We start from the raw sequence: 24,517 nt of genomic DNA, 5'->3' as shown, positions 1-24,517 counted from the left end.
AACCGGCGCCCCCTACCATTTTAGTCGCCCGTGCAGATAGTCACGCAGGTTAATCAATTTTATCCGCCGCCGGCAGCGCCGTGCCGCCGCCCATCACCTTATACAGCGTGATCAGGTTCTGGTAATGGGTCTGCTGCACGGCGATCAGCGACTGACGCGCGCTGTACAGCGTGCGCTGCGCCGTCAGCAGGTTCAGATAGCTGTCGACGCCGTGGCGGTAGCGCAGCTCCGCCAGCTGCGCGTACTGCTGCGCCGCCGCAACGTTGCCGCGCTGCGCGCTCAGCTGCTGATGCACGGTGGCGCGGCGCGCCAGCGCGTCCGACACCTCCTGAAAGGCGGTCTGCACCGTCTTCTCATAGCTGGCGACATAGGCCTTCTGCTGGGCGTTGGCGTAATCCAGCGTCGCCGAGTTATAGCCGCCGCTGAAAATCGGCAGGCTGATGCTCGGCGCAAACGACCAGATTCCGGCCCCCTGGCTGAACAGCGATGACAGCGACGCGCTGCCGACGCCGCCGCTGGCGGTCAGCGAAATGGTGGGGAAAAACGCCGCCCGCGCCGCGCCGATATCCGCGTTGGCCGACTTCAGCGTGTGTTCGGCCGCCAGCACGTCCGGCCGGTTCAGCAGCACCTGCGACGAGACGCCCGCCGACAGTTCCCGCATGCTGCCGGCCAGCGCCTCGATGCCCGCCGGCAGCAGATCGGCCGCAACCGGCTGGCCGACCGCCAGCACCAGCGCATTGTTGTCCTGCGCCACCAGGGTGGCGTATTCGGCCACGTCGGCGCGCGCCGCCTGATAGACGGTGTCCGCCGAGGCGACGTCCACCAGAGAAACGATGCCGTGCCGCTGGTTGTTGCGCGTCACCGCCAGCGAGCGCTGCGCGCTGGCCATGGTGTCCTGCGCCGCCGCCAGATTGCTGCGATCGGCCGCCAGCGTGATCCACGCTTCCACCACGGTGGCGATCACCGATAAGCGCGTGCTGCGCGCCGCCTCGGCGCTGCTCAGGTAGCTTTCATACTGGGCGCGCGTCTGGCTGCGGTTTTTGCCGAACAGATCCAGTTCAAAAGCGCTGGTGCTGGCCTGCGCCTGATAGCTCTGACTGATGGCGGTGGCATTGCCGCTGCCGCTCAGCGCCCGTGAGCGGCTGCCGTCGAGGCCGGCGTCAAGGGTCGGCAGCAGCGAGGCGCGGCTCTGCGCATACTGCGCGCGGGCGGCGGCGATATTGGCAATCGCCTCACGCAGATCGCGGTTGGCGTCCAGGCTCAGCGCCACCACCTGCCGCAGACGCGGATCGGTAATGTAATCGCGCCACGCCACCTGCGGATACCCCGCCGTCTGGCTAGCCGCGGCGCTGTCGCCGAGCGTGACCGGCAGCGCCGGCCGCTGATAGTCCGGATCCAGCGACAGGCAGCCGGTCAGCAGCCACGGCAGTGAAACCACCGCCAGCCGTTGCAACAGCTTATTCTGCGTCATGTGAAGTATCCTTATCATCGGTCAGTCCCTGCGGCTTACCGGCGAACACGCGGCGCACCAGGACGAAGAACAGAGGAACAAAGAAAATGGCCAGGACGGTCGCGGTCAGCGTGCCGCCAAGGATGCCGGTGCCGATGGCGATCCGGCTGTTGGCGCCGGCGCCGCTGGACAGCGCCAGCGGCAGAATACCGGCGCCGAAGGCCAGCGAGGTCATCAGAATCGGCCGCAGCCGCAGCGCCGCGGCCTCCACCGCCGCCGCGGTCAGGGTGGCGCCGCGCCGGTAGGCGTCTTCGGCAAACTCGACGATCAGAATGGCGTTCTTCGCCGACAGGCCAATTACCGTCAGCAGCGCCACCTGGAAGTAAACATCGTTCTCCAGGCCGCGCAGGCCGATCGCCAGCAGCGAGCCGACCACGCCCAGCGGCAGCACCATCATCACCGAGAACGGAACCGACCAGCTTTCATACAGCGCGGCCAGGCACAGGAACACCACCAGAATGGAGATGGCGTACAGCGCCGAAGCCTGCCCGCTGGTCAGCCGCTCCTGATAGGACAGACCGCTCCAGGCGTAGCCGGTGCCGGCCGGCAGCCGCTCCGCCAGTTTGGCCATTTCATCCATCGCCGTGCCGGAGCTGACGCCGGATGCGCCCTGTCCCTGGATTTCATACGCCGCCAGACCGTTGTAGCGCGACAGGTTTTCCGGCCCGTTGATCCAGCGGCTGCTGGCAAAGGCGGAGAACGGCGTCATGCTGTCGTCGCTGCCGCGCACAAACCACTTATCAATGTCCTCCGGTTTACTGCGGTATGGCGCATCGCCCTGCAGATAGACCTTTTTCACCCGGCCGCCGTCGATAAAGTCATTGACGTAGCTGCCGCCCAGCGCGCTGCTGAGCGTGCTGTTGATATCGCTGGTGCTCAGCCCCAGCGCGCTGGCTTTGGCATCGTCAACGTCCACCTGCAGCTGCGGCATATCCGGCAGCGTATTGGCGCGCACCGCCGACAGCGAGGCGTTTTCACCGGCCTGCTGCAGCAGCTGGTTGCGCATCGCCAACAGCTGCGCGCGCGTGGTGCCGGCGCGCGCCTGCAGTTCAAAGGTAAAGCCGTTCGACTGGCCGAGACCGGACACCGACGGCGGCGTCAGCGAGAAAATCTGCGCGTCGCGCTCGCGGGAAAAGTGGGCCATCGCCCGCTTGGCGATCGCATCGGCGCTGTTCTCGCTGCCCGGCCGCTCGCTCCAGTTTTTCAGCGAGATAAACCCCATGCCGGCATTCTGTCCGCTGCCGCTCAGGCTGAAACCGGAGACGGTGAACACCACGCTGACGTTGTCTTTCTCTTGAGTCAGGAAGTAATCCTTGATTTTATTGCTGATAACCGCGGTGCGCGCGTCCGTCGCGCCGGCCGGCAGGGTAAACTGCACCATCACATAGCCCTGATCTTCCGTCGGTAAAAAGCCGGTCGGCAGGCGGAAGAACATCAGCCCACAGCCCGCCAGCACCACGGCGTACAGCAGCAGATAGCGCGTCGGGCCGTGAATCACCCGGCCGACCCGCTGTCGGTAACGCGCCTGCAGCCGCTGGTAGCCGCGGTTAAACCGGCCGAACAGCCCGCGGGTGCCGTGCTGTTCATCCAGGGGTTTGAGCAGCGTGGCGCACAGCGCCGGGGTCAGCGTCAGCGCCACCACCACCGACAGCACCATGGAAGAGACGATGGTGATCGAAAACTGACGGTAGATGACCCCAGTCGAACCGCCGAAGAACGCCATCGGCAGAAACACCGCCGACAGCACCATCGCAATGCCGACCAGCGCACCGGTGATCTCCCCCATCGACTTTTCCGTCGCCTGGCGCGGCGGCAGCCGCTCTTCACGCATCACGCGCTCAACGTTTTCCACCACCACGATGGCGTCATCCACCAACAGACCGATGGACAGCACCATGCCGAACAGCGTCAGGGTATTGATCGAGTAGCCGCACGCCGCCAGCACCCCGAAGGTGCCAAGCAGCACCACCGGTACGGCGATCGCCGGGATCAGCGTGGTGCGCAGGTTCTGCAGGAAGACAAACATCACCACCACCACCAGCACAATCGCTTCCAGCAGGGTTTTCACCACCTCTTCGATCGAGATATGGATAAAGTCGGTGCTGTCCAGCGGGTAGGCCACCTTATAGCCCTGCGGCATGCCGCGCTGGAAATCGCTGATGGCGGCCTTGACCGCCTGCGCCGTCGACAGCGCATTGGCGCCCGGCGCCAGCATCACCGCAATGCCGGCCCCCGGATGGCCGTTGACCTGCGAGTGGGCGCTGTAGTCTTCCGCCCCCATTTCCACCCGCGCCACGTCGCCCAGGCGCACCAGCGCACCGCTGCCGGCGCTTTTAACGATAATCTGGCGAAACTGCTCCGCCGTCTGTAGCCGCGAACGCGACATCACCGTGGCGGTCAGCTGCTGATCGCCGCCCGACGGCAGCGCGCCGAGCTTGCCCGACGACACCTGAGTGTTCTGCGCTTCAATGGCGCTGGTCACGTCCGACGGCATCAGCGAATAGGACGCCAGCTTGGTCGGGTTAAGCCAGATGCGCATGGCATGCTGCGCGCCAAACACCCGCACGTCGCCCACGCCCTGCACCCGCGCCAGCGTATCCTGCATATTGCTCACCAGGTAGTCGGAGATATCGTTGGCGCTGCGGCGGTCGGTTTCATCGTACAGCGCCATAATCAGCAGAAAGTCGCTCTGCTTTTTGGTCACCGTGATGCCCTGCGCCGTCACTTCGCTCGGCAGACGGCTCTCCGCCTGCTGCACCTTGTTTTGCACCTGCACCTGGGCGATATCCGGATCGGTGCCCTGATCAAAGGTGACGCTGATCGAGACCGAACCGTCGGAACTGCTGGAAGAGGAGAAATAGAGCAGACCGTCGAGGCCGGTCAGCTGCTGCTCGATCACCTGCGTCACGCTGTTTTCCAGCGTTTCCGCCGAGGCGCCCGGATAGGTGGCGGAAATCGCCACCGACGGCGGCGCCACGTCCGGGTACTGTGAAATCGGCAGCGAGCGGATCGCCATCAGGCCGCACAGCATAATGATAATGGCGATGACCCAGGCGAATACCGGGCGACGGATAAAGAATTTCGCAAACATGTTACTGCACCTTATCCTTGGCGGTCGCCACTTCGACGGCGCTGACCCGGCTGCCCGCCTTCACCTTATCGGTGCCTTCGACAATCAGCCGATCGCCCGCCTGCAGGCCGGAGGTCACCAGCCAACTGCTGCCAATCACCCGGTCGGTAACCACCCGGCGCTGTTCCACCTGATTCTGTCGGTTTACCACCCAGGCGGTGGCGTTGCCGTCGGCATCGCGGCCGATCCCCTGCTGCGGCGCCAGAATCGCCTGCGGATCGACGCCGTTTTCCACCGTCGCCCGCACATACATGCCCGGCAGCAGCTGGTGCTGCGGGTTGGGCACCACCGCCCGCAGGGTGACCGAGCCGGTTGACTCATCCACCGCCACTTCGGTTAATGCCAGTTTTCCCTGCTGGGCATAGGCCGTGCCGTCCTCCAGCTGAACCTTCACCGGCACCGTCTGCGACGTTTTGACCCCCGCCAGGCGTTTGCGCAGCTTCAGCAGCTGGCTGCTGGACTGCGTCAGGTCGATATAGATCGGATCCAGCGCGCGGATAGTGGCCAGCGCGTCGCTCTGACCGGCGGTCACCAGCGCACCGGGAGTGACGGCGGAAATGCCGATACGGCCGGCAATCGGCGCCCGCACCTGGGTGTAATCCAGATTGACTTTGGCGCTGGCTACCGCCGCGCGGTACTGCGCAACCGACGCCAGCGCCTGTTGATAGCTCGCCTGCGCATCATCGGCGTCCTGCTGAGACACGCCGTTTTCTTTCACCAGCGCCGCATAGCGCTGTGCCTTAAGGCGGCTGGATTTTACCGTCGCCCGGGCATTCTGCAGCTGCGCCAGCGCCTGATCGTAACTGGCCTGATAGCTGGCCGGGTCAATCTGATACAGCAACTGACCCGCCTTCACCTCCGCACCCTCGGTGAACAGCCGCCGTTTGATAATGCCGTCAACCTGCGGACGCACTTCAGAACTCATCGCGGCGGTCACTCGTCCGGAAAGCTCGCTGCTCAGCGTCACCGGCCGGGCCTGCAGCGTCCGCACGCCTACTTCCAGCGGCCCCGCCGCCGGCGCGTCCGACGGCCGATCGCAGCCGCTTAGCAGCAGCGACAGGCCGAACAGCGCAACACGTGTTACTCGCATAGAAAATCACCGATAGATAAAGAATGAACGTTTATTCTCAATGATAAGGAGATCGCCGATGCGCAACCGTCAGGATTTGGTAAAGGTTACAGAAGCAGAGTGAAAAAGTGGTTAACAGCAGCGAAATACTGCACACAGTGTGCAGAACGCGCTGCGGCGGTTTACGATAAAAAAAGGGCCGAATCGTCTGCCGATTCGGCCCTGCTTGCTGGCATAATGCGATTATGCTTCGGCGTTGGCGGCCGTGGGTTTGACGCGCGCTTCCGTAGCCGGCTTCGCCTGTACGGCGGCGGCTGGCGCAGATTTTTCTTTCTTCTTGCCGGCGTTGGAAATCAGGTTAAACAGTTCGCCCAGGCCGTAAATCGCCCCGAGCAGCACCGCTACCATCACCGGCACCAGAATCACCACCATCGCCAGGCTTTCTAACATCTCAATCATCGTCGTCTCCTGGTCAATACAATTAATAACGGCGCACCTGGCCGTCAGCGGAAAAATGAGCAAAATATCCCCTCCCGAAGAGAGCGTTCTCTCAGGGATTTTTCCTCATCGAATAAAGATGTCCTATCTGTGACAAGAGTGGTCACACTTTGACGTGGATCAATGTAACGTACACAGTTACATTAAAGCAATGCAAAAAAATGCTCTTTAAAGAGCCAATGATTCATCGGATTGATTAATTGGGCAGGTGTGACGTCGATGCCGGTTCGCAGGGGGTAAAAGGATAGCCGGCGCAGGCTTCTACCCGGCCGACGATATCGGCCAGCGTGGTTTTCGCCAGCGCATGGTCCATCTGGCGGCTGATGCGCTCAAACTCGTCTTCCAGCACGGGAACTATCGCGTGGCCGATATAGCAGGCATCGTTGGGTTTGGAACGGTGCAGCGGGAAGTAAGGCTGCTCTTCCACCGCATGGTAGATATCGCGCAGCGTAATCTCGTCGGCCGGCCTGGCCAGCAAGGCCCCGCCCCCCTGTCCCATTTGCGAATGCGTCAGCCCCGCTTCCGCCAGCGCGCCGAGAATGCGGCGCACCACCGTCGGGTTGGTATTCACACTGCGGGCAATATCCTCAGAACGCACCGCCTGGCCGCGGAACAGCGTAATATTGGTAAGTATGTGAATAGCAACGGCAAAACGGGTTGAGGTAGACACGCTGGCACCTGCTGTATTTCTTATGACCGGATAAGAATGTCATATCTGTGACACGAGAGTCCCATACTGAATAGCGGGTCGCCAAAAGTCAATTCATGCGGCGTACGCTTTTAGCTTTTTGTGTCATTGGTAACACAATCGCACCTGCGCCGATAATATCGCGCTTTTCTCCGCCATGTCCGCGTCCGCCGCGCGGCGCTGCAGGCTGCCTCTGCGCACGCGACGATTTCCCGCACAGGAAAATAAGGTTCCCCCTACAAAAAATTAAGAATATTTCCCTATTTTATTTTTGAACGGCGGAATACATTCACTGCAACTTTTACCGAGGCATTAATCTTTACGTTATCGTTTATTAATTCCTCACTTTTACCAGGAAATACTATGAACATTAAACGTACCGCTGGCGTAGCTGTTTTGATTCTGTCAACGCTGTCTGTTACTGCGTGTGGTCACATGTCTAATCGCGATCGTAATACCGCCGTCGGCGCCGGCGTCGGCGCTCTGGGCGGCGCGGTGCTGACCGACGGCAGCACCCTGGGAACCCTGGGCGGCGCTGCACTGGGCGGCATCATCGGCCACCAGACCAGCCGTTAATCACCGTTAATTCCGACGTTGCAGCCGCTCCCTGGCTGCAACGTCGGCTAATTTATTTCACGGCTAATTAATACCTTTATTTCCCTTTCACCGCGGACGCTGAAAAATAGCATAGCGCTGCCGCCGTCTATTTTCTTTTTAACGTTCACCACGCGTCGCTTATTCCAGCGCCTTATCGCCGGTTTCTTCAAAACGGGCGACCGCCAGCAGCGAAATTAATACGCAGATCATCATATACCAGGCCGGCGCCATTTTATTGCCGGTAATGTCCAGCAGCCAGGCGGCCATCAGCTGCGCGGTGCCGCCGAACAGCGATACCGCCACCGCGTAGGCGCTGGCCATATAGCTGGCGCGGATATGGCGCGGGAAGCTTTCCGGCATCAGCGCGTAGGCCGGCGCGGAGCCCATGGTGTAGAACAGCATCAGCACAATCATCACCGACATGACCGCCGGCAAGGTGGGAAAGTGCGTCATGGCCCAGAAGGCCGGGTACAACAACAGCAGCAGCATCAGGCGGCCGAACATCGCCAGCGGTTTACGCTTGCGCAGTTTATCCGACCAGGCGCCGTAGATCGGACACATCACAAACGAAATCACGCTGGTCGCCAGCGCCACCATAATCGACAGCCGCTCCGGCAGCCCCAACTGCTGGATACTGTAGGTCGGCAGGTAGTAAATCATGATATAGCTGGAGACCGACATGCCCATGATTGAAAAAACCGTCAGCAGCCAGTTGCGCACGTGGCGCGCCTCGAACATCCGCCGCTCTGCCGGTTTGGCCGCCGGCGGCTCGTCAACGATATGCCGGCGCAGATAGATGCCCACCGGCACAATCAGCGTGCCGAGCAGGAACGGAATGCGCCAGCCCCACTCCGCCAGCGCCTCCGCCGACAGGCTGAAGGTCAGAACGGCGGCCACCGCCGCCCCCAGCAGCGCTGCCGCTCCCTGGCTGGCGAGCTGCCAGCTGGCGCGAAAACCGCGGCGCTCGTCGGAGCCGGTTTCCAACAGCGTGGCGGTAGCGGCGCCGAATTCGCCGCCCTGGGCAAAGCCCTGAATCAGCCGCGCCAATACGATCAGCGCCGGTGCGGCCACGCCGATGGCGGCATAGTTGGGCGCCAGGCCAATCATCGCCGCCCCCAGCGCCATCAGCATAATGGTCAGCGTCAGCGCCGCCCGGCGTCCCTTTCTATCGGCATAGTAACCCAGCACCACCCCACCGAGCGGCCGGGCGACAAAGCCGATGGCAAAGGCGGAAAACGCCAGCATGGTGGAGATGACCGGATCGTGGCTGGGGAAAAACTGTTTACTGATCGCCAAGGCGAAATAGCTGTAGACGGTAAAATCATAAAACTCGAGAAGATTACCGAACACGGCAGCGACAATAATCTTCCGCTGCGAGGTTTCAACCGTGTGCATAGACCCTGCTCCTGTCTGTTAACCCTGTCTGTCATTAAGGCCGCGCCAGGCGGCGTATCGTTGTTATGGTTATGCCGTGAGGAAACGTTCCGTCAGCCGCGCCCAGTAAGCGGCGCCGACCGTCAGGTTGGCATCGTTAAAGTCGTAGGCGGCGTTGTGCAGCATGGCGCTGTCGCCATTGCCGAGGCGCATAAAGCAGCCCGGACGCTGCTGCAGGTAGTAGGCGAAATCCTCACTGCCGGCGATCGCGGGAAACGGCGCGACCACCTGCTGTTCGCCCAGCAGCTCTGTGGCTACCTGACGGGCGAATTCAGTTTCCTGTGGGTGATTGATCAGCACCGGGTAACCCGGCAGGATGTCGACCTCGGCGCGCGCGCCGTAGCCGGCGGCATGCTGCTGCGCCAATTCGCTGATGCGCTGTTTTAACTGCTCGCGCACCTGCGGATTAAACGAACGCACGCTCAGCTCCATCGTGGCGCTTTGCGGGATGACGTTGGCGGCGTGGCCGGCATGCAGCGAGCCGATGGTGACCACCGCCGCCTCGGTCGGGTCGATATTGCGCGCCACCACCGTCTGCAGCGCCATCACCAGGCTGCTGGCGGCAACCAGCGGATCGACCGCCAGATGCGGCCGCGCCGCATGGCCGCCCTTACCGTGCAGCGTGATGGTGATGGTATCGCAGGCCGCCATAAAAGGGCCGCTGCGGAACATCATGGTGCCGGCGGGATAGCCGGGATGGTTATGCATGCCGAAAATGGCGTCGCACGGGAAGCGTTCAAACAGACCGTCGGCGATCATGCGCTGCGCCCCGCTGTTGCTGCCCACCTCTTCCGCCGGCTGAAACACCAGGTGCAGGGTGCCGGAGAAGCTGCGGCTCTGCGCCAGATAGCGCGCCGCCCCCAGCAGCATGGCGGTATGGCCGTCATGGCCGCAGGCATGCATTACGCCCGGCTGCCGGCTGCGGTAGGCGTGGTCGCCGCTTTCCTCGATCGGCAGCGCGTCCATATCGGCGCGCAGCGCCAGCCGCTTGCCGCCATCGCCGACCTGCAGCGTGCCCACCACGCCATAGCCGCCGATGCCGGTGGTGACCTGATAGCCCCACTGCCGCAGCTTGTCCGCCACCAGCGCGGCGGTTTGCTGCTCAACGTTGGACAGTTCAGGATGCTGGTGCAGGTGGCGCCGCAGCGCGGTCAGCTCCTCCTCCAGCGGCGCGACATCCGTCAACTCCGTATAATTACCGTTACTTTTCATTTGGTTACACCCATCAATCAGTAAAGGGAACCATCGAGTCTAGCACCGGTTTTTTACTGCTCACATAACATACCGCGTGCTATTGTGTTGCCTTTAAGTCAACAATCGAGGCGGCAATCATGCGTGGGGACAGCTTTGTCAGCGAGGTGGATGAGCGCCAGCTGCGTTATCTGTATGAAGTGGCCAACTACGGCGGCGTGCGCGCCGCCGCCGATAAACTGGGCGTTAACGCCTCCGCCGTCAGCCGCCAGCTGGCGCAGTTGGAACACAAGCTGGATATGGTGCTGCTGGAACGTCAGGGGCGCGGCGTCACGCTGACGGAAATCGGCCTGCATCTGGTGGATTTCTACCGCGAACGTCTGCAGCGCCAGCAGGAGCTGACGATGCAGCTGCAGGAGTTCCGTCAGTTAAAGCGCGGACATATCGCCATCGGCGTCGGCGAAGGGTTTATCGACCGGCTGCTGGGCCGCGCGCTGCGCGATTTCAGCGAGCACTATCCGGATATCGTGGTGGACGTGCGCTGCGGCTCCACCGCCGAGATTATCGCCATGGTGCGTGAAGGCCAGGTGGATATGGGGCTGTGCACCGGCGTTGACGATTTTGATCCGCGGCTCAAGGTGCGCTCGTTTCGCGGTGCGCCCTTTTCCGCCGTGGTCAGCGTCAGCCATCCTTTGGCCGGACAGCGCAGCGTGACGGTGCGCGAGCTGCAGGCCCAGCGGCTGATTTTTATGCCCGACCACTTTGGCGTACAGCGCTATCTGCACGCGCTGGCGCAGGCCGAACAGATCCACTTCGCCCCGTCCTACCGCTGCAATATGTTTACCGCCGCGCAGGCGATCGCCGCCGCCGGGCTGGGCGTGGCCTTTATGTCCAGCGACGCCACCCGGCATCCGCTCGACGAGCGGCGCGTCACGGCGATCCCGATCGATCATCCGATCGCCCGCGCCTTTCCCAGCCAGCTGATCTGCCGCGCCGGGCGGCGTATGACGCCCGCGGTCAGCTACCTGTGGAAACAGCTGGAGCGCGGCATGATGCGCACGGGCGGGAAGTCATAACGGGAAGAGACGGCCTGCCGGTACGTTGCCCGGCAGGCCGCGGGGGATCAGCCTTTAATGCTGGATACCACGTTCAGCGGCTGGGCGTCCGGCAGGATATTCATATGCTCCAGCACCTGGCCCATGATTTTACCGAACACCGGGCCGGCCACCGAACCGCCGAAGTGTTTGCCGGCTTTCGGGTTGTTAACCATCACCACCAGCGCCACCTGCGGGTCGCTGGCCGGCGCGACGCCGGCGGTGTAGTTGATATAGCCGCCGTCGTATTTGCCGTTGCTGCCCATTTTCTCCGCGGTGCCGGTTTTAATCGCCAGACGGTAGCCCGGCACCGCGGCGCTGACGCCGCTGCCGCCCGGCAAGGCGTCGCTTTCCATCATATGCACCACCGATTTCACCACCGAGGCCGGCATCACACGCTGGCCCACCACCGGCGGCGTCACCTTGGTGATCGACAGCGGCCGGTAGACGCCGAACGCGCCGATCGCCGCGTACTCGCGCGCCATCTGCAGCGGCGTCACCCGCAGGCCGTAGCCGAACGAGAAGGTCGCGCGCTCAATATCCGCCCAGCGAGTGCGGTGCAACGGCAGATAGCCGCTGCTTTCGTTACCGATGCCCAGCTCGGTCGGTTTCCCCAGGCCAAAGTTCTGGTACACCGCCGGCAGGATGGTGGCCGGCATCGCCAGCGCAATATGCGACACCGCGATATCGCTGGATTTTTGCAGCACGCCGGTGATACTCAGCTTCGACCAGTGCCCCACGTCGCGGATCAGGTGGCCGTTAACCCGGTACGGCGTGGTGTCCAGCACGGTATCGGGCTGGATCAGATGGCGGTTGAGGCCGACCATCACCACCAGCGGTTTCACGGTGGAACCCGGCTCGAAGCTGTCGCTGCTGCACACATTGCGGATATTCTGCGACGGCGCGTTGGCGTAGTTATTCGGGTTAAAGGTCGGGTAGCTCGCCATGCCGAGCACTTCGCCGGTGTTGACCTTCACCAGCACCGCACAGCCGGAGTCCGCCTGGTTGGCGATCACCCCGTCGCGGATCTGGGCAAACAGCACATACTGAATAAATTTATCAATGCTCAGCGTAATGTTCGGCGGCGGCACCGGATCGACGTTTTTCAATACGTTAATCACCGCGCCGTTGCCGTCTTTCTGGTACACCCGCAGGCCGTTTTTGCCCTGCAGCAGGTGGTTAAAGCCGCGCTCGATGCCTTCCAGCCCCTGATTATTCTGGCCGACAATGCCGATCAGCCCGGCGGCGTCTTGCCCCATCGGATAAAAGCGGCTGAAGTCCTGCTCGCTGCTGACCCCGGTCAGATGCAGCTTCTTGATATATTCCGCATTGTCATCCTCTACCTTGCGCGCCAGGTAGACGAAGCGTTTGCGGGCGTTGCGCTGGATCAGCGCCTGAATATCGCTCAGCGGCATCTTCAGGATATTGGCCATGCTCTGCCAGCGTTCGTCGCCGGTATTGGTATGGGTGTCGATAATATGTTTCGGGTCAAGCACGATATCGCGTGAAGAAACGCTGACCGCCAACGCTTCGTTATGGCGATCGCTGATCATACCGCGGTTGGTCGGCACCACCTGAGTACGCACCGAGCGCTGATCCGCCTGGCTGGTCAGCTGCTGGTGCTCCAGCAGCTGCAGATAACCGACGCGCAGCATCAGCAGGATAAAGCACAGCAGTATCCCGGCGCAGATCCAGCCAAAGCGTAATGATGAGTAATTTTTAACGTTCTTTTTTGAAGATGGTGCCACTGTTAACCCTGCGTTTTTATTCGGATTCTTTATCTCTGCAGTCTACCCAGAAAAATCTAAGCGGAAGGTTGCAGTTTGTAAGAAAGTAACAATAAGCTTCAGTTACTGTTGCACATCGGCACTGTCACTCATCGGCGCCTTCACTTTCTCCGGTTCACCGGCCGGCGGTGCGTTGGCCGGGTCGAAAATATGGTCGAGGATCGCCCGCGCGGTCGGCCCGGCGACCACGCCGTCTCCCCCGCCGTTCTCCAGGATCAGCGCCATCGCCACCTTCGGGTGTTGATACGGCGCAAACAGGGTGTAGAAGATATGGTCGCGCAGCCGCACCGGGATCATTTTGGCGTTATAGGTCTGGTTCTCCTTCAGCCCGAACACCTGCGAGGTGCCCGACTTGGCGGCAATGTGGTAAGGCGCGCTGTGGAACAGCTTGTAGCCGGTGCCGTTAGGCAGGTTAGCCATGCCGTACATGCCGTTGCGCACAATGCCCCAGTACGGCGAGTTGGGGTCGCCGACCTGCGCGCCGTGCGCCGGCTGCCGGTAAAGGCTGACCTGCGCGCCGCGCTTCATGGAGTACAGCAGGTGCGGATTTTTCACCTTGCCGTTATTGAGCAGAATGGTCAGCGCCTTGACCATCTGTATCGGCGTGGCGATCCAGTAACCCTGGCCGATGCCCACCGAAATGGTATCCCCCTGATACCAGGTCTTTTTGTGCACCCGCTGTTTCCACTCACGGCTCGGCAGCACCCCGTTGTACTCTTCATTCAGGTCGATGCCGGTCGGCCTGCCGTAGCCGAACTGGCTCAGCCAGCTGTGAATGCGGTCGATCCCCAGGTCGAAAGCCACCTGATAGAAGAAGGTATCGGCGGATTCTTCAATCGCTTTGGTGACGTTCAGCATGCCGTGGCCGCTTTTCAGCCAGTCGCGGTAGCGGCGTTTGGTGCCGGGCAGCGTCCAGGTCGGCGCGCCGAAATAGGTGGTGCTCGGCGTGATCACGCCGGAAAATAAAGCAGACAGCGCCATATAGGGCTTCACCGTTGACGCCGGCGGATACAGCCCCTGGGTCGCGCGGTTGATTAGCGGCAGATCGGGGTTGGACAGCAGCGTTTTATACGCCTTGTAGCTGATGCCCTTCACAAACGGGTTGGGATCGTAGCTCGGGCTGGAGACCATCGCCAGAATACCGCCGTCGCGCGGATCCTCCACCACCACCGCCGCGCGCTGGTTCTTCAGCACCGATTCGATGTACTGCTGCAGACGCACGTCCAGCGTCAGATAGATGTTTTTACCGGCCTGCGGCGGCTGCTCTTTCAGCAGCCGGACGATGCGGCCATGGTTATCCACTTCCACTTCCCGATAGCCGGTCACGCCGTGCAGCTCTTTCTCGTAATAGCCTTCGATGCCCTGCTTGCCGATGTTGTGGTCGGCCGCATAGTTCTCCATCTCTCCGCTTTCGCTCAGCCGTTTAATGTCGCGATCGTTGATTTTCGACACGTAACCCACTACGTGCGCCAGCTGCGCGCCGTAGGGGTACTGCCGCTGCTGATAGCTGTCAACCGTCACGCCGTTAAAGCGGTACTGGTTAACAGCGAAGCGCGCCACCTGCGTTTCGCTCAGTTCGCTTTTTAACGTCACCGGCTTATAGCGGCTGGTGTGCGCCATTTCATCGCGGAAGCTGCTGATATCGTCCGGCGTTAAATCGACAATCGGCGTCAACGCCTGCAGCAGCGCTGACATATTGGTGATTTTGCTGGGGACGACCTGCAGTTGATACAGCGTAAGGTTGCGCACCAGCGGCACGCCGTTACGATCATAGATCAGCCCGCGGCTGGGGGCGATCGGCACCATTTTGATATCGTTCTGATTGGAGCGCGTCTGATAGAAATCGTGTTGTTTCACCTGCAGGCGGTACAGGTTGTAAATCAGCGCGCCGAAGCAGGCCACAACGACCAACAGCGCCACGCCGGCGCGGCGGACAAACAGCATTTCCTCGGCGGAATGGTCGCGAATTTTCTCTTTTAATAGGGCCATGCGGGGCGGGTTACCTGTCTGACTGTCTCTTTCCCGCTGTAAAAACAACGGGTTGAAAAACGGCCAAGCATAGCGTTATTCCGCGGGCCTCCCCATGAAAAGGTTGCTAATGATGTAGCAGAAATGTTTCAGCATGTTTGAATGTGTCGCGAAACGGTAATTTCTCCGCGCGCGGGCATTGAGCCGCCAATCAGGCCGGTGCTATAATGTGATCCGGATCACGTTGCTGATCCTGTTTTTCTTCACGTCGCTTCCACCGCTCTGCGTTATCGGCACGCCGAATTGAGACGGACGAACGCCAATTTGTAGTCAAGGATCTGTTTCGATGAGTACCATAGCCACGGGCTTTATCATGATGCGCTGGGAGTTGCTGAGCGCCGTCATGATGTTTATCGCCAGTCAGTTAAACGTTGTTTGCCGTAAAGCCAGCCGTAACGGCATGGCATTTATCTTCAGCAGCCTCGGGCTGTTTACCACCATCTGGTTTGTGATGGGCCTGATGGGCATCACCCTGACCGTGGAAGGCGTATCGCACTTCTGGGCGGTGAGCAAAGATGTGTTTATCGATGTGATGAGCCAGATGCCGACCGACTGGCCGATCCCCTGAACGACATGCGCCGGCCTGACGACCGGCGCGCTGGGTTTATGGCGCCGGCGGTACCGGGCAGCTGGTATCACCTTCCGGGCAGTTCAGCAGCTTGTCAAACTCCGCGCTGCGGGCCTGCGTTTTCTCCGTCAGGCAGCTGCTCAGCACAAACCCGTGCAGCGAACCGCCTTCGCTGGCGCCGGTGCTGAACTGGCAGTCCGCATCGCGAAAGCCAATCCAGGCGCGCTGCGCGGCAACCAGCCGTTTGGCAGCGGCCTCATCCCCTTTTAGCCGGCTCTGCAGCTGTTTATAACGCGCATTAAGCTGCGCATCCGCCTGCTTGTACTCGCCGGCGGCGCAGACGTTCATTTCGGTCTGGCTAGTTTTATCGCCGCACGCCTGCGCCGCCCACGCCGTTTGTGATGCCGTCAACAGCAGCGCGACACCCAACAGAGCTACTTTCATCATGCCTCCCGGCCAAGTTTGTTCTTTTGCGAATTTGCGTATTGAGCTGTCAGTGTAATCCCTTTAATCAATTGGCGGGAATTTTATGACGGGATGTTGTTTCGCCGCACTATCCACCTGATTCAGTGGGGAGATCGCTGTAACCGCTCTGAGCACTTAAGGTCCGCTAACTTTTTCTCCGCTTTTTGCTGTATCAGCGTGAAGAATTCTTGCGCCGAGCTTCCCCAGCACTCTGGGACAAAATCGCTAGAAAATTGTATAGCCATTTCCTCGCTCAGACGCTCGGCATAGGTGGCTTGAAACTCTCTCGCCTCCTCAAGAATATCACCGATCACTTGGTAACCGCTTTGTTCCAGAAAACCATCAATCACCCCTTCTACAGTTTCAGCATCGGTAAACAGGTCGTAGTCCTGACCAAAATAGAGACTAATCAAATGGTTTAATTCGCTGAAATCTCCATTAAATCGCATATGTAGGCCCCTGCCTGAGAGAAACATTGGCCGACGCCGCTGCGCGGAGCCGGCGCACGGTGCTCAATCCTTCAGCTGTTTCTCCAGAATATCCGCCGCTTCGGACGCAGCCCCTTTATACAACGCCATGTGCTTGTTCGTTTTCTTGCCGATATAAATAAACATGCCGGCCATCAGCAGGAACGGGCTGGCCACATAAATCCCCAGGAAGCCCAGCCCGAAGAGCAACGGAACCAAAAGAATAATTGCGGAGATAATTAAGCAAATCCAGCCCAGCACGCTAAAACTTTTACCAAACTTCTGCACGCCATTGGTCTGAGCTTCCAATAATTTCCTGGTATGACTCATTAGCAAACTCCCTGTTTGTTATCGATAGAATTAAACCGTTTCAACCGCGGCGGTTGATATTGGCTGCGCTGATTCTATGCCTGCCCCCGATAAAATCAACGCTCCAGCACGCAATTTTATACCTTACAAAACAATAACATCACAATCTCATCGACGATAAAAAATAAAGACGAATGACTCATCATAAAAATGAATTCACGACTTCATCTGTAAACGAAATATTCACAAAAAACGGTAATTACACGCGCTAAAAATATCTATTTAATACGCAGCCCGCAGCGGCTGTTTATTTCTCCGCTCCGGCCACCACCAAGCCGCGGATGATTTCCCTCACTTCCTCTCATCAAATCCATCCTGAGGCGCGGAAACTTGCGCGAACCGGGATAACCCATTAGGGTTAATTGTGATGCGTATCACAAAATCCACTCCGGGGCGCGCGCTCCGCGCCGGCCGCGCCACGTAATGATCGATGGAGATAAGATGCTGACGTTGAAAGACAATTTGCTGATTTTTTCCGACCTGGACGGCTCACTGCTGGATCACGACAGTTACAGCTGGCAGGCGGCGCAGCCCTGGCTGCAGCGGCTAAACGCCGCGCGCCTGCCGGTGATTATTGCCAGCAGCAAAACGGCGGCGGAAATCATCGTGCTGCAGCAGCGCCTTGGCCTGAGCGCCTTTCCCTTTATCGCCGAAAACGGCGCACAGGTCGTCTTCCCTGCCGCCTGGCACCGTCCTGCGCGCGTTTTTGGCGCAGACTATGCCGCCATTGTTAACGCATTGCGCCGGCTGCGCGCCAGCTTCGCCTTCCGCGGCTTTGCCGACGTCGACGACGCAACGGTGGCGCAGTGGTGCGGATTTACTCCGGCTGAAGCCCGGCTGGCGCGACAGCGGGCGGGCACTGAACCGCTGCGCTGGCTGGATGATGAACGGCAGTTGGCCCAGTTTCGCCGTGCGCTAGCGCAGCAACGGCTGGCGCTGACCCGCGGCGGCCGCTTTTACCACGTAATGGGACGCGGCGTCAGCAAGGGCCGCGCCGCACGCTGGCTGACCCGTCGCTATCAGTTACGCCATCAGCGCGCCTTCGCCACGCTGGCGCTGGGGGACGGACCGAACGACCTGCCGCTGCTGCAAAGTGCGGATTATGCCGTCCTGATCCGTGCGCGGCATGGCGCAGCGCTCCGGCTGCCGGCGACGCGCCGTGGCCGGCTGTACCGCAGCCGGCAAACCGGCCCGGCCGGCTGGAGCGAGGGACTGGACCATTTCCTGTTATCCGGCAACGTACGGAGGATCGCCCATGAGTGAGTTTTATCAGGACGGTATCATTACCAACTTCCATAATCTGACCCGCCGGCCGGTCGAGGAGCTGGAGTATGAACTGCAGGTGTTCGCCGGCCGTACGCCAATGGGGCTGATTTTGCCTTCGCTCTACTCGGAGCTGGAGGGCGCGGCGCTGGACCATATCGTCGCCACGCTGGCGCAGGTGCCCTATCTACAGGAGATCGTTATCGGTCTGGACCGCGCCGACCGGCAACAGTTTGAACATGCCAAACGCTTCTTCAGCCGCCTGCCGCAGCGACACCGCATCTTGTGGAACGACGGTCCGCGCCTGGCCGCCATCGCCAGCCGGCTCAGTGATAAGGGGCTGGCGCCGAGCGAACCCGGCAAGGGGCGCAACGTCTGGTTCTGCAGCGGCTATACCCTGGCGTCGCGCCGCAGCAGCTGCGTAGCGCTGCACGATTGTGACATTGTCACCTACGATCGTCAGCTGCTGGCCCGCCTGCTCTATCCGCTGGCCAACCCGCACTTCCATTATGATTTTTGCAAAGGCTATTACGCCCGCGTGGCGGACGGTAAATTAAACGGCCGGGTCGGCCGGCTGCTGGTGTTCCCGCTGCTGAAATCGCTGCAAAAAGTGTACGGCAACTCGGACTTTCTGGACTATCTGCGCAGCTATCGCTATCCGCTGTCCGGCGAGTTCGCCATGCGCACCCATATACTCAACAACCTGCGCATTCCCAGCGATTGGGGGCTGGAGATCGGCGTTCTGTCGGAGGTGCAGCGCACCACCGCCACCAACCGTATCTGCCAGGTGGATATTGCCGATAATTACGATCACAAACACCAGCCGATGTCGGAACACGACCCCGCCGGCGGCCTGCAGCGGATGGCGACCGATATCACCAAGGCGCTGTATCGCAAACTGGCGATCCAGGGCGTCAGCATCACCGGCGACTCTTTCCGCGTGCTGCGCGCCACCTATTATCGCACCGCGCTGGATATGATCGACGCCTTCGACCACGACGCCAGAATCAACGGCCTGACGTTCGACCGCCACAGCGAGGAGTCGGCGGTGGAGCTGTTCGCCCATGTGATTACGCAGGCCGGCCAGCAGTTTATGGAGGCTCCGGCGGAGAGCAAACCGTTTGTGCCCAGCTGGAATCGCGTGCAGTCGGCCTTCCCCGATATTCTGCAGCAGCTGTATCAGGCGGTGGAGGAAGATAATCAATAAGGCGGCTCAGGCCGGTGCGTTTCCCTGGCGCATTTGCTGCGGCGTCATGCCGTAGTACGTCTTGAAGCGGTTGCTGAAGTGGCTGGCGGAGCTGAAACCGCAGGCCAGCGCGATCTGCGTTACCGGCAGTCCGCCGTGACGCAGCAGGTGCGCCGCCCGCTGCAGCCGCGCCCGCATCACGTATTGGTGCGGCGCCAGGCCGGTATCGTGTTTAAACATGCGGGCAAAGTGAAATTCGCTGAGCCCGGCCTGCGCCGCCAGTTCACCCAGCAGCAGCGGCTGTTCCAGATGTTCATGGATAAACTCACACACCCGGCGCAGCACCGCCGGCGCCAGCCCGCCGCGCACCGACGGCAGCCGCCACTGCAGCTGGGTATAGTGCTGCAGCAGGTGCGACATCAGCATGCCGGCCGCGCTGCTGATGGTCAGCTGATTGGCGCGCTCCTGCCAGTCGACGTTCAGCAAAAACTGCCGGTAGAGCCGCGTAATCTGCGCATCTTCACCGAAAGAGCGCGCCTCGACGTTGATCGCCGCCGGGCTGCGATCCCAGGTCTGTTCAACCAGCTGCCGCAGATGACCATCGGTACAGTACAGATGGACAAACGACAGGCTGCTGCGCACGTCCCAAGTTGACTCATACTGGCGCGGCATAATGCAGAAATGGTCCGGCCCGCCGCCGTTGCGCCAGCCGCCCGGCACTTTTTGGTAGCACTCGTAGCCGTCGGCGACGTACAGGCTGAGGGTATGGTGGTCGGCGCTTTCCTGGGTGATGCGATCGTCGCAGTTGGACCAGGCAGCCAGCTCCACGCCGGACGCCAGGCGCAGGTGATGATGCAGCTGTGCCTTATGCTCATGCAGGGTGGCAAACGCCTTGTACGCTGACATGCCGTGCTCCGGGTGGTAAACAGGTTCTCAGTGTAAGGCGTTGCACGGCGCGGCACCACCGGGCCGCGAAAAAAAGCGCAAGAATATGCAACTCGCCGCAAACGCCGGCAAGCGCCCTGCGGCCCGGCCGCGCATAATCGCCCCTCTTGCCCTTTTCCCGTCGGAGTATTTACCTGATGAATGTGTTGTTATACCTGGCGGTGGTGCTGATTTGGGGCACCACCTGGATTGCGATTAGTCTGCAGCAACAGGGGACGGTCGCCATTCCGGTCTCCATCAGTTACCGCTTCGTCATCGCCGCGCTGGTGCTGTGGCTGGCGCTGCTGCTGACCCGCCGGCTACGCCGTATCAGCCTGCGGGACCATCTGTTCTGCATCCTGCAGGGCTGCTGCGTGTTCGGCCTGAATTTTTACTGCTTCTATCTGGCGGCCGCCACGATCGGCAGCGGGCTGGAGTCGGTGATTTTTTCCATGGCGGTGCTGTTCAATGCGCTGAACGCCCGGATTTTCTTTGGTCAGCGCCCCGGCCCGAACCTGCTGCCCGCCGCGTTGCTCGGCATCTGCGGCATTGTCGCGCTGTTCTGGCACGAGCTGCGCGACGCACAGCCGGCGCCGGAACTGCTGCGCGGCGTGGGGCTGTGCCTGCTCGGCACGCTGGGCTTTTCGCTCGGCAATATGATCGGCAGCCGCCATCAGCGCCGCGGGCTGGATATTCTGTCGACCAATACCTACGCCATGAGCTACGGCGCGCTGCTGATGGGGCTGCTGGCCTGGGCGCAGGGCGCGTCGTTCCAGATTGAGTGGAGCAGCCGCTACCTCGGGTCGCTGCTGTATCTGGCGATTTTCGGTTCGGTCATCGCGTTCGCCGCCTACTTCAGCCTACTGGGGCGCATCGGCGCCAGCGCCGCCGCTTACAGCACCCTGCTGTTTCCCCTGGTGGCGCTGACCATTTCGACGCTGTATGAAGGGTACGTCTGGCATGGCAACGCGGTGCTCGGCCTGTGTCTGATCCTGCTCGGCAACCTGGCGATGTTCAGTAACCCCCGCTGGTTCAGGCGCTTAGCGCCGCGCCGCGTCGCATAACTGCACGCATCATGGTGCAGCTGCCCGCCCACCGTGATGCGTTAGCGGGCAACGTCGGATAGCTGCACCTATAAATCAATGAGTTATAAGTTGGCACGATTCCTGCCACAGCTCCCTGCCACAATTTTTCAGCAAGGAGAAGTGCAGATGCAAGACAGCCATACAATGAATGTAAAACGCAGACAGTTATTAAAACTTTCGGGCGCACTGGCCGGCGGCGTCGCGCTGGCGGGGCTGAGCCGCAGCGCCCTGGCCGATGCGCTGCCGTCGTCATCCGCGACGTTCAGCGCGCCGACGGCCGAGCATCCTATCCGCATCAATTTCAATGAAAATCCGCTCGGTATGTCGCCGCGGGCGCAGGCGGCGGCGCGCGACGCCGTGGTCAAGGCCAACCGCTACGCCAAAGAGGAAATTATTGCGCTGCGCAGTCAGCTGGCCGGCCGCTATCAGCTGCCTGATGAGTCTATTCTGCTGACCGCCGGCTCTTCGGAGGGGATTCGCGCGGCCATCGAGGCTTACGCCACGCTGGATACCCAGCTGGTGATCCCGGCGCTGACCTACGGCGACGGCGAGCATTTTGCCGCCATCGCCGGGATGAAAATCACCAAGGTGCCGATGCTGGCCGGCTGGCAGTTCGATATTAACGGGCTGAAGCAGGCGGTCGCCAACCACGCCGGCCCGTCGCTGGTGTATCTGGTCAACCCGAACAACCCCACCGCCACCATCACGCCGGCCGATGCGATCGAACCCTGGATCGCCAGCAAGCCGGCCAATACGCTGTTTATTGTTGATGAAGCCTATGCCGAATTCGTCAACGATCCGCGCTTCCGCTCGGTCGGCCCGCTGCTGAAACAGGGCGCCGACAACGTGATCCTGCTGAAAACCTTCTCCAAAATCTACGCCATGGCCGGCATGCGCGTGGGGTACGCCGTGGCGCAGCCGGCGCTGATCGCCCGCCTGGCCAATCACGTGGCCGGCGAGAAGATCAATTTTTGCGGCGTGGACGCCGCCCTGGCTTCGCTGCACGATGACGCCTTCGTCACCTACAGCAAGAAAAGCAACGATACCTCGCGGCAAATCTTGCTGCAGGCGCTGGATGCGCTGAACCTCGACTATTTGCCGTCGGAAGCCAATTTCGTGTTCTTTAAGCTCAACACGCCGCTCGCCGCCTTCCAGCAGCAGATGAAGCAGGCGGGCATTCTGGTGGGGCGCGCGTTCCCGCCGGCCGACGACTGGTGCCGCATCTCGCTGGGGACGCCGCAGGAGATGACCTATGTCGCCCACACCCTGAAACAGTTCCGCAGTCAGAAACAGCTGTAACCGCCCGTCGCCCCGTCGTCACGGCGGGGCTAGCGCCATCCCGTTGACCGTTCTTTACCCCGTGCGCGCCTATTAGCCACTATACTCACAACTCTTTCGCTTTTTATAAGGACTTCAGGATGTTAAAGCTTTCCCGTTGCGCCCTGCTGGCGGGCGTGCTGCTGCCCTGCACCGTCAGCGCCGCGGCAACCGCGCAGTACGGCGTCGAACTACAGGGTTTTCACTACCCTTATCCGCTGCAAAAGTTCAGCTTCCGTACGCAGGGCCAGACGCTCAGCATGGGGTATATGGATGTCGCGCCCGACGGCGACGCCAACGGCCAGACCGTGGTGCTGATGCACGGGAAAAACTTCTGCGGAGCCACCTGGGAAGAGACGATCAAGGCGCTGAGCCACGCCGGTTATCGGGTGATCGCCCCGGATCAAATCGGCTTTTGCAGTTCCAGTAAACCGCCGCATTATCAATACAGCTTCCAGCAGCTGGCGCAAAATACCCACGCACTGCTGAAAAAACTCAATATTTCTACGGTCACGCTGGTCGGCCACTCCACCGGCGGCATGCTGGCAACCCGCTATGCGCTGATGTACCCGCAGCAAACGCGGCAGCTGGTGATGGTCAACCCGATCGGTCTGGAGGACTGGAAGGCGAAAGGCGTGCCCTGGCGCAGCGTCGATCAATGGTTTGAACGCGAGCTGAAAACCAGCGCCGCCGGCATTAAACAGTATGAGCAGCACACCTACTACGGCGGCCGCTGGCAGCCGCGCTACGACCGCTGGGTCGATATGCTGGCCGGGCTGAACAACGGCCCCGGCAAACGACTGGTGGCGTGGAACTCGGCGCTGATCTACGACATGATCTATACCCAGCCGGTCTATTACGAATTTAACAACCTGCAGATGCCGACGACGCTGCTGATCGGCACCGACGACACCACGGCGATCGGCAGCGATATCGCCCCGCCGGCGGTCAAGGCGCAGGTCGGTAACTATCATCAGCTGGGCAAACAGGCGGCGAAGCTGATCCCGCAAGCAACGCTGGTCGAGTTCCCGGGGCTGGGCCACGCGCCGCAGATGGAGCAGCCGGAGAAATTCCATCAGGCGCTGCTGAAGGCGCTGCGCGCACAGGGGTGAATTGGCGGAGTCGACGCCCGCGCTCTACCCTTAAAAGGTAATAATCAACCGAGGGTAGCATTATGCGACGGATTATCGTTGGCGCCTTTCTCAGCCTGGACGGGGTGATGCAGGCGCCGGGCGCGCCGGAAGAGGACCGCGCGGGCGGCTTTCGCTACGGCGGCTGGACGGTGCCGTACTGGGACGACCAGATCGCCGCCGCCATGGGCGACCTGTTCTCGCGGCCGTTCGACCTGCTGCTGGGGCGCCGAACCTATGACATTTTCGCCGCGCACTGGCCCTATGTGGAAAGCGACCCGGACGCCGGCAGTTTCGACCGCATCAGTTACGACGCCGCCTGCCTGTTCAATCAGGCGACCAAATATGTCGCCACCCATCACAGCGACACGCTCTGCTGGCATAACAGCCACTCCCTGGGGCCGAACGTGCCGGCGGCGCTGAACGCGCTGAAGGCCGAAGACGGGCCGGATTTGATCGTCCAGGGCAGCGGCGAGCTGGTGCAGCAGCTGCTGTCCTACGATCTGGTGGATGAACTGCGGCTGCTGATTTATCCGGTGCTGCTGGGGGACGGCAAACGGCTGTTCGCCGAGGGGCTGACGGCGATGGCCTTTACGTTGGAAAAAGCGCTCAGCACCCCCAGCGGCGTGGTGATTGCCAACTACCAGCGCGGCGGGGAAATTGAGCTGGGCACCTTTGCGTTGGAACGCGCCCGCGAGCCGGAGCATCCCTGGTGAA

The 24,517-nt window shown here is 61.1% G+C and carries 21 protein-coding genes and 1 pseudogene; 9 read left to right on the top strand and 13 right to left on the bottom strand.

What is annotated here, in order from left to right; all coding sequences use genetic code 11:
* Positions 1-49: 49 nt before the first annotated feature.
* The 5 genes and pseudogenes from I6G83_RS18280 to I6G83_RS18260 all read right to left on the bottom strand — a co-directional run bounded on the left by I6G83_RS18280 (position 50) and on the right by I6G83_RS18260 (position 6,877).
* A complete protein-coding gene (locus tag I6G83_RS18280) occupies positions 50-1,471 on the bottom strand; it encodes an efflux transporter outer membrane subunit (RefSeq protein ID WP_269151357.1) in 1,422 nt (473 codons plus the stop codon).
* Entirely contained in the window at positions 1,458-4,601 is a 3,144-nt protein-coding gene (locus I6G83_RS18275) for an efflux RND transporter permease subunit (protein ID WP_054305062.1), read from the bottom strand. Before I6G83_RS18275 ends, I6G83_RS18280 begins: the two co-directional genes overlap by 14 nt.
* A gap of 1 nt (position 4,602) precedes the next feature.
* Positions 4,603-5,730, bottom strand: coding sequence for an efflux RND transporter periplasmic adaptor subunit (locus tag I6G83_RS18270; RefSeq protein ID WP_054305061.1), 1,128 nt, complete (start codon positions 5,728-5,730; stop codon positions 4,603-4,605).
* A gap of 306 nt (positions 5,731-6,036) precedes the next feature.
* Positions 6,037-6,168, bottom strand: a pseudogene (locus I6G83_RS23595) (AcrZ family multidrug efflux pump-associated protein); the annotation flags it as partial.
* 235 nt (positions 6,169-6,403) lie between these two features.
* Positions 6,404-6,877 (bottom strand): Rrf2 family transcriptional regulator, encoded by a 474-nt coding sequence (locus I6G83_RS18260; RefSeq protein WP_054305060.1) that lies wholly within the window; start codon positions 6,875-6,877, stop codon positions 6,404-6,406.
* Between the two features lie 381 nt (positions 6,878-7,258).
* On the opposite strand from I6G83_RS18260, the gene osmB reads away from it, so the two are divergent.
* Complete coding sequence (gene osmB, locus I6G83_RS18255) at positions 7,259-7,471, top strand: osmotically-inducible lipoprotein OsmB (protein WP_015672315.1); 213 nt, start codon at positions 7,259-7,261, stop codon at positions 7,469-7,471.
* Positions 7,472-7,630: 159 nt separating this feature from the next.
* Here the strand turns inward: osmB and I6G83_RS18250 are convergent, their stop codons facing one another.
* On the bottom strand, positions 7,631-8,887 hold the full coding sequence (locus tag I6G83_RS18250; RefSeq protein WP_054305059.1) for an MFS transporter: 1,257 nt from the start codon (positions 8,885-8,887) through the stop codon (positions 7,631-7,633).
* Between the two features lie 69 nt (positions 8,888-8,956).
* Positions 8,957-10,138, bottom strand: a complete 1,182-nt coding sequence (locus I6G83_RS18245; protein WP_015672313.1) for a M20 aminoacylase family protein — start codon at positions 10,136-10,138, stop codon at positions 8,957-8,959.
* A 119-nt stretch (positions 10,139-10,257) separates the two neighbouring features.
* On the opposite strand from I6G83_RS18245, the gene I6G83_RS18240 reads away from it, so the two are divergent.
* A complete protein-coding gene (locus tag I6G83_RS18240; protein WP_015672312.1) occupies positions 10,258-11,193 on the top strand; it encodes a LysR family transcriptional regulator in 936 nt (311 codons plus the stop codon).
* A 47-nt stretch (positions 11,194-11,240) separates the two neighbouring features.
* Here I6G83_RS18240 and I6G83_RS18235 read toward each other — a convergent pair whose 3' ends face one another.
* Both I6G83_RS18235 and mrdA read right to left on the bottom strand, forming a co-directional pair.
* Positions 11,241-12,959, bottom strand: a complete 1,719-nt coding sequence (locus I6G83_RS18235; protein ID WP_054305058.1) for a penicillin-binding transpeptidase domain-containing protein — start codon at positions 12,957-12,959, stop codon at positions 11,241-11,243.
* A 102-nt stretch (positions 12,960-13,061) separates the two neighbouring features.
* Positions 13,062-14,987 (bottom strand): penicillin-binding protein 2, encoded by a 1,926-nt coding sequence (mrdA, locus tag I6G83_RS18230; RefSeq protein WP_054305057.1) that lies wholly within the window; start codon positions 14,985-14,987, stop codon positions 13,062-13,064.
* 325 nt (positions 14,988-15,312) lie between these two features.
* Between mrdA and I6G83_RS18225 the strand changes: the two genes are divergently transcribed.
* A complete protein-coding gene (locus I6G83_RS18225; protein ID WP_015672309.1) occupies positions 15,313-15,594 on the top strand; it encodes a YjcB family protein in 282 nt (93 codons plus the stop codon).
* 36 nt (positions 15,595-15,630) lie between these two features.
* On the opposite strand, the gene I6G83_RS18220 is transcribed toward I6G83_RS18225, so the two are convergent.
* The 3 genes from I6G83_RS18220 to I6G83_RS18210 all read right to left on the bottom strand — a co-directional run bounded on the left by I6G83_RS18220 (position 15,631) and on the right by I6G83_RS18210 (position 16,856).
* Complete coding sequence (locus I6G83_RS18220) at positions 15,631-16,041, bottom strand: lysozyme inhibitor LprI family protein (protein ID WP_232238925.1); 411 nt, start codon at positions 16,039-16,041, stop codon at positions 15,631-15,633.
* Positions 16,042-16,160: 119 nt separating this feature from the next.
* Positions 16,161-16,508, bottom strand: coding sequence for a contact-dependent growth inhibition system immunity protein (locus I6G83_RS18215; protein ID WP_062778946.1), 348 nt, complete (start codon positions 16,506-16,508; stop codon positions 16,161-16,163).
* Positions 16,509-16,571: 63 nt separating this feature from the next.
* Positions 16,572-16,856, bottom strand: coding sequence for a hypothetical protein (locus tag I6G83_RS18210; RefSeq protein ID WP_126532736.1), 285 nt, complete (start codon positions 16,854-16,856; stop codon positions 16,572-16,574).
* Between the two features lie 480 nt (positions 16,857-17,336).
* Between I6G83_RS18210 and I6G83_RS18205 the strand changes: the two genes are divergently transcribed.
* On the top strand, positions 17,337-18,158 hold the full coding sequence (locus tag I6G83_RS18205) for a mannosyl-3-phosphoglycerate phosphatase-related protein (protein ID WP_054305054.1): 822 nt from the start codon (positions 17,337-17,339) through the stop codon (positions 18,156-18,158).
* Positions 18,151-19,365, top strand: coding sequence for a glycosyltransferase family protein (locus tag I6G83_RS18200; RefSeq protein ID WP_054305053.1), 1,215 nt, complete (start codon positions 18,151-18,153; stop codon positions 19,363-19,365). Before I6G83_RS18205 ends, I6G83_RS18200 begins: the two co-directional genes overlap by 8 nt.
* Positions 19,366-19,371: 6 nt before the next feature.
* Here the strand turns inward: I6G83_RS18200 and I6G83_RS18195 are convergent, their stop codons facing one another.
* Entirely contained in the window at positions 19,372-20,250 is an 879-nt protein-coding gene (locus tag I6G83_RS18195; protein ID WP_054305052.1) for a helix-turn-helix domain-containing protein, read from the bottom strand.
* A gap of 176 nt (positions 20,251-20,426) precedes the next feature.
* Between I6G83_RS18195 and I6G83_RS18190 the strand changes: the two genes are divergently transcribed.
* The 4 genes from I6G83_RS18190 to I6G83_RS18175 all read left to right on the top strand — a co-directional run bounded on the left by I6G83_RS18190 (position 20,427) and on the right by I6G83_RS18175 (position 24,516).
* Complete coding sequence (locus I6G83_RS18190; protein ID WP_054305051.1) at positions 20,427-21,332, top strand: DMT family transporter; 906 nt, start codon at positions 20,427-20,429, stop codon at positions 21,330-21,332.
* A gap of 147 nt (positions 21,333-21,479) precedes the next feature.
* Entirely contained in the window at positions 21,480-22,652 is a 1,173-nt protein-coding gene (locus I6G83_RS18185; RefSeq protein WP_054305050.1) for a pyridoxal phosphate-dependent aminotransferase, read from the top strand.
* Between the two features lie 119 nt (positions 22,653-22,771).
* Positions 22,772-23,782, top strand: a complete 1,011-nt coding sequence (locus I6G83_RS18180; RefSeq protein ID WP_054305049.1) for an alpha/beta fold hydrolase — start codon at positions 22,772-22,774, stop codon at positions 23,780-23,782.
* Between the two features lie 62 nt (positions 23,783-23,844).
* A complete protein-coding gene (locus I6G83_RS18175) occupies positions 23,845-24,516 on the top strand; it encodes a dihydrofolate reductase family protein (protein ID WP_054305048.1) in 672 nt (223 codons plus the stop codon).
* Position 24,517 lies beyond the last annotated feature (1 nt).

Source organism: Serratia rubidaea, from assembly GCF_016026735.1.
GTDB lineage: Bacteria > Pseudomonadota > Gammaproteobacteria > Enterobacterales > Enterobacteriaceae > Serratia_B > Serratia_B rubidaea.
This window is presented reverse-complemented; position numbering and strand designations above follow the sequence as displayed.

Coding starts and splice junctions, on each gene's coding strand:
- osmB (WP_015672315.1), top strand. CDS start 7,259: ATGAACATTAAACGTACCGCTGGCGTAGCTGTTTTGATTCTGTCAACG.
- I6G83_RS18270 (WP_054305061.1), bottom strand. CDS start 5,730: ATGCGAGTAACACGTGTTGCGCTGTTCGGCCTGTCGCTGCTGCTAAGC.
- I6G83_RS18225 (WP_015672309.1), top strand. CDS start 15,313: ATGAGTACCATAGCCACGGGCTTTATCATGATGCGCTGGGAGTTGCTG.
- I6G83_RS18275 (WP_054305062.1), bottom strand. CDS start 4,601: ATGTTTGCGAAATTCTTTATCCGTCGCCCGGTATTCGCCTGGGTCATC.
- I6G83_RS18280 (WP_269151357.1), bottom strand. CDS start 1,471: ATGACGCAGAATAAGCTGTTGCAACGGCTGGCGGTGGTTTCACTGCCG.
- I6G83_RS18240 (WP_015672312.1), top strand. CDS start 10,258: ATGCGTGGGGACAGCTTTGTCAGCGAGGTGGATGAGCGCCAGCTGCGT.
- I6G83_RS18175 (WP_054305048.1), top strand. CDS start 23,845: ATGCGACGGATTATCGTTGGCGCCTTTCTCAGCCTGGACGGGGTGATG.
- I6G83_RS18195 (WP_054305052.1), bottom strand. CDS start 20,250: ATGTCAGCGTACAAGGCGTTTGCCACCCTGCATGAGCATAAGGCACAG.
- mrdA (WP_054305057.1), bottom strand. CDS start 14,987: ATGGCCCTATTAAAAGAGAAAATTCGCGACCATTCCGCCGAGGAAATG.
- I6G83_RS18180 (WP_054305049.1), top strand. CDS start 22,772: ATGTTAAAGCTTTCCCGTTGCGCCCTGCTGGCGGGCGTGCTGCTGCCC.
- I6G83_RS18215 (WP_062778946.1), bottom strand. CDS start 16,508: ATGCGATTTAATGGAGATTTCAGCGAATTAAACCATTTGATTAGTCTC.
- I6G83_RS18220 (WP_232238925.1), bottom strand. CDS start 16,041: ATGATGAAAGTAGCTCTGTTGGGTGTCGCGCTGCTGTTGACGGCATCA.
- I6G83_RS18200 (WP_054305053.1), top strand. CDS start 18,151: ATGAGTGAGTTTTATCAGGACGGTATCATTACCAACTTCCATAATCTG.
- I6G83_RS18185 (WP_054305050.1), top strand. CDS start 21,480: ATGCAAGACAGCCATACAATGAATGTAAAACGCAGACAGTTATTAAAA.
- I6G83_RS18210 (WP_126532736.1), bottom strand. CDS start 16,856: ATGAGTCATACCAGGAAATTATTGGAAGCTCAGACCAATGGCGTGCAG.
- I6G83_RS18245 (WP_015672313.1), bottom strand. CDS start 10,138: ATGAAAAGTAACGGTAATTATACGGAGTTGACGGATGTCGCGCCGCTG.
- I6G83_RS18250 (WP_054305059.1), bottom strand. CDS start 8,887: ATGCACACGGTTGAAACCTCGCAGCGGAAGATTATTGTCGCTGCCGTG.
- I6G83_RS18190 (WP_054305051.1), top strand. CDS start 20,427: ATGAATGTGTTGTTATACCTGGCGGTGGTGCTGATTTGGGGCACCACC.
- I6G83_RS18205 (WP_054305054.1), top strand. CDS start 17,337: ATGCTGACGTTGAAAGACAATTTGCTGATTTTTTCCGACCTGGACGGC.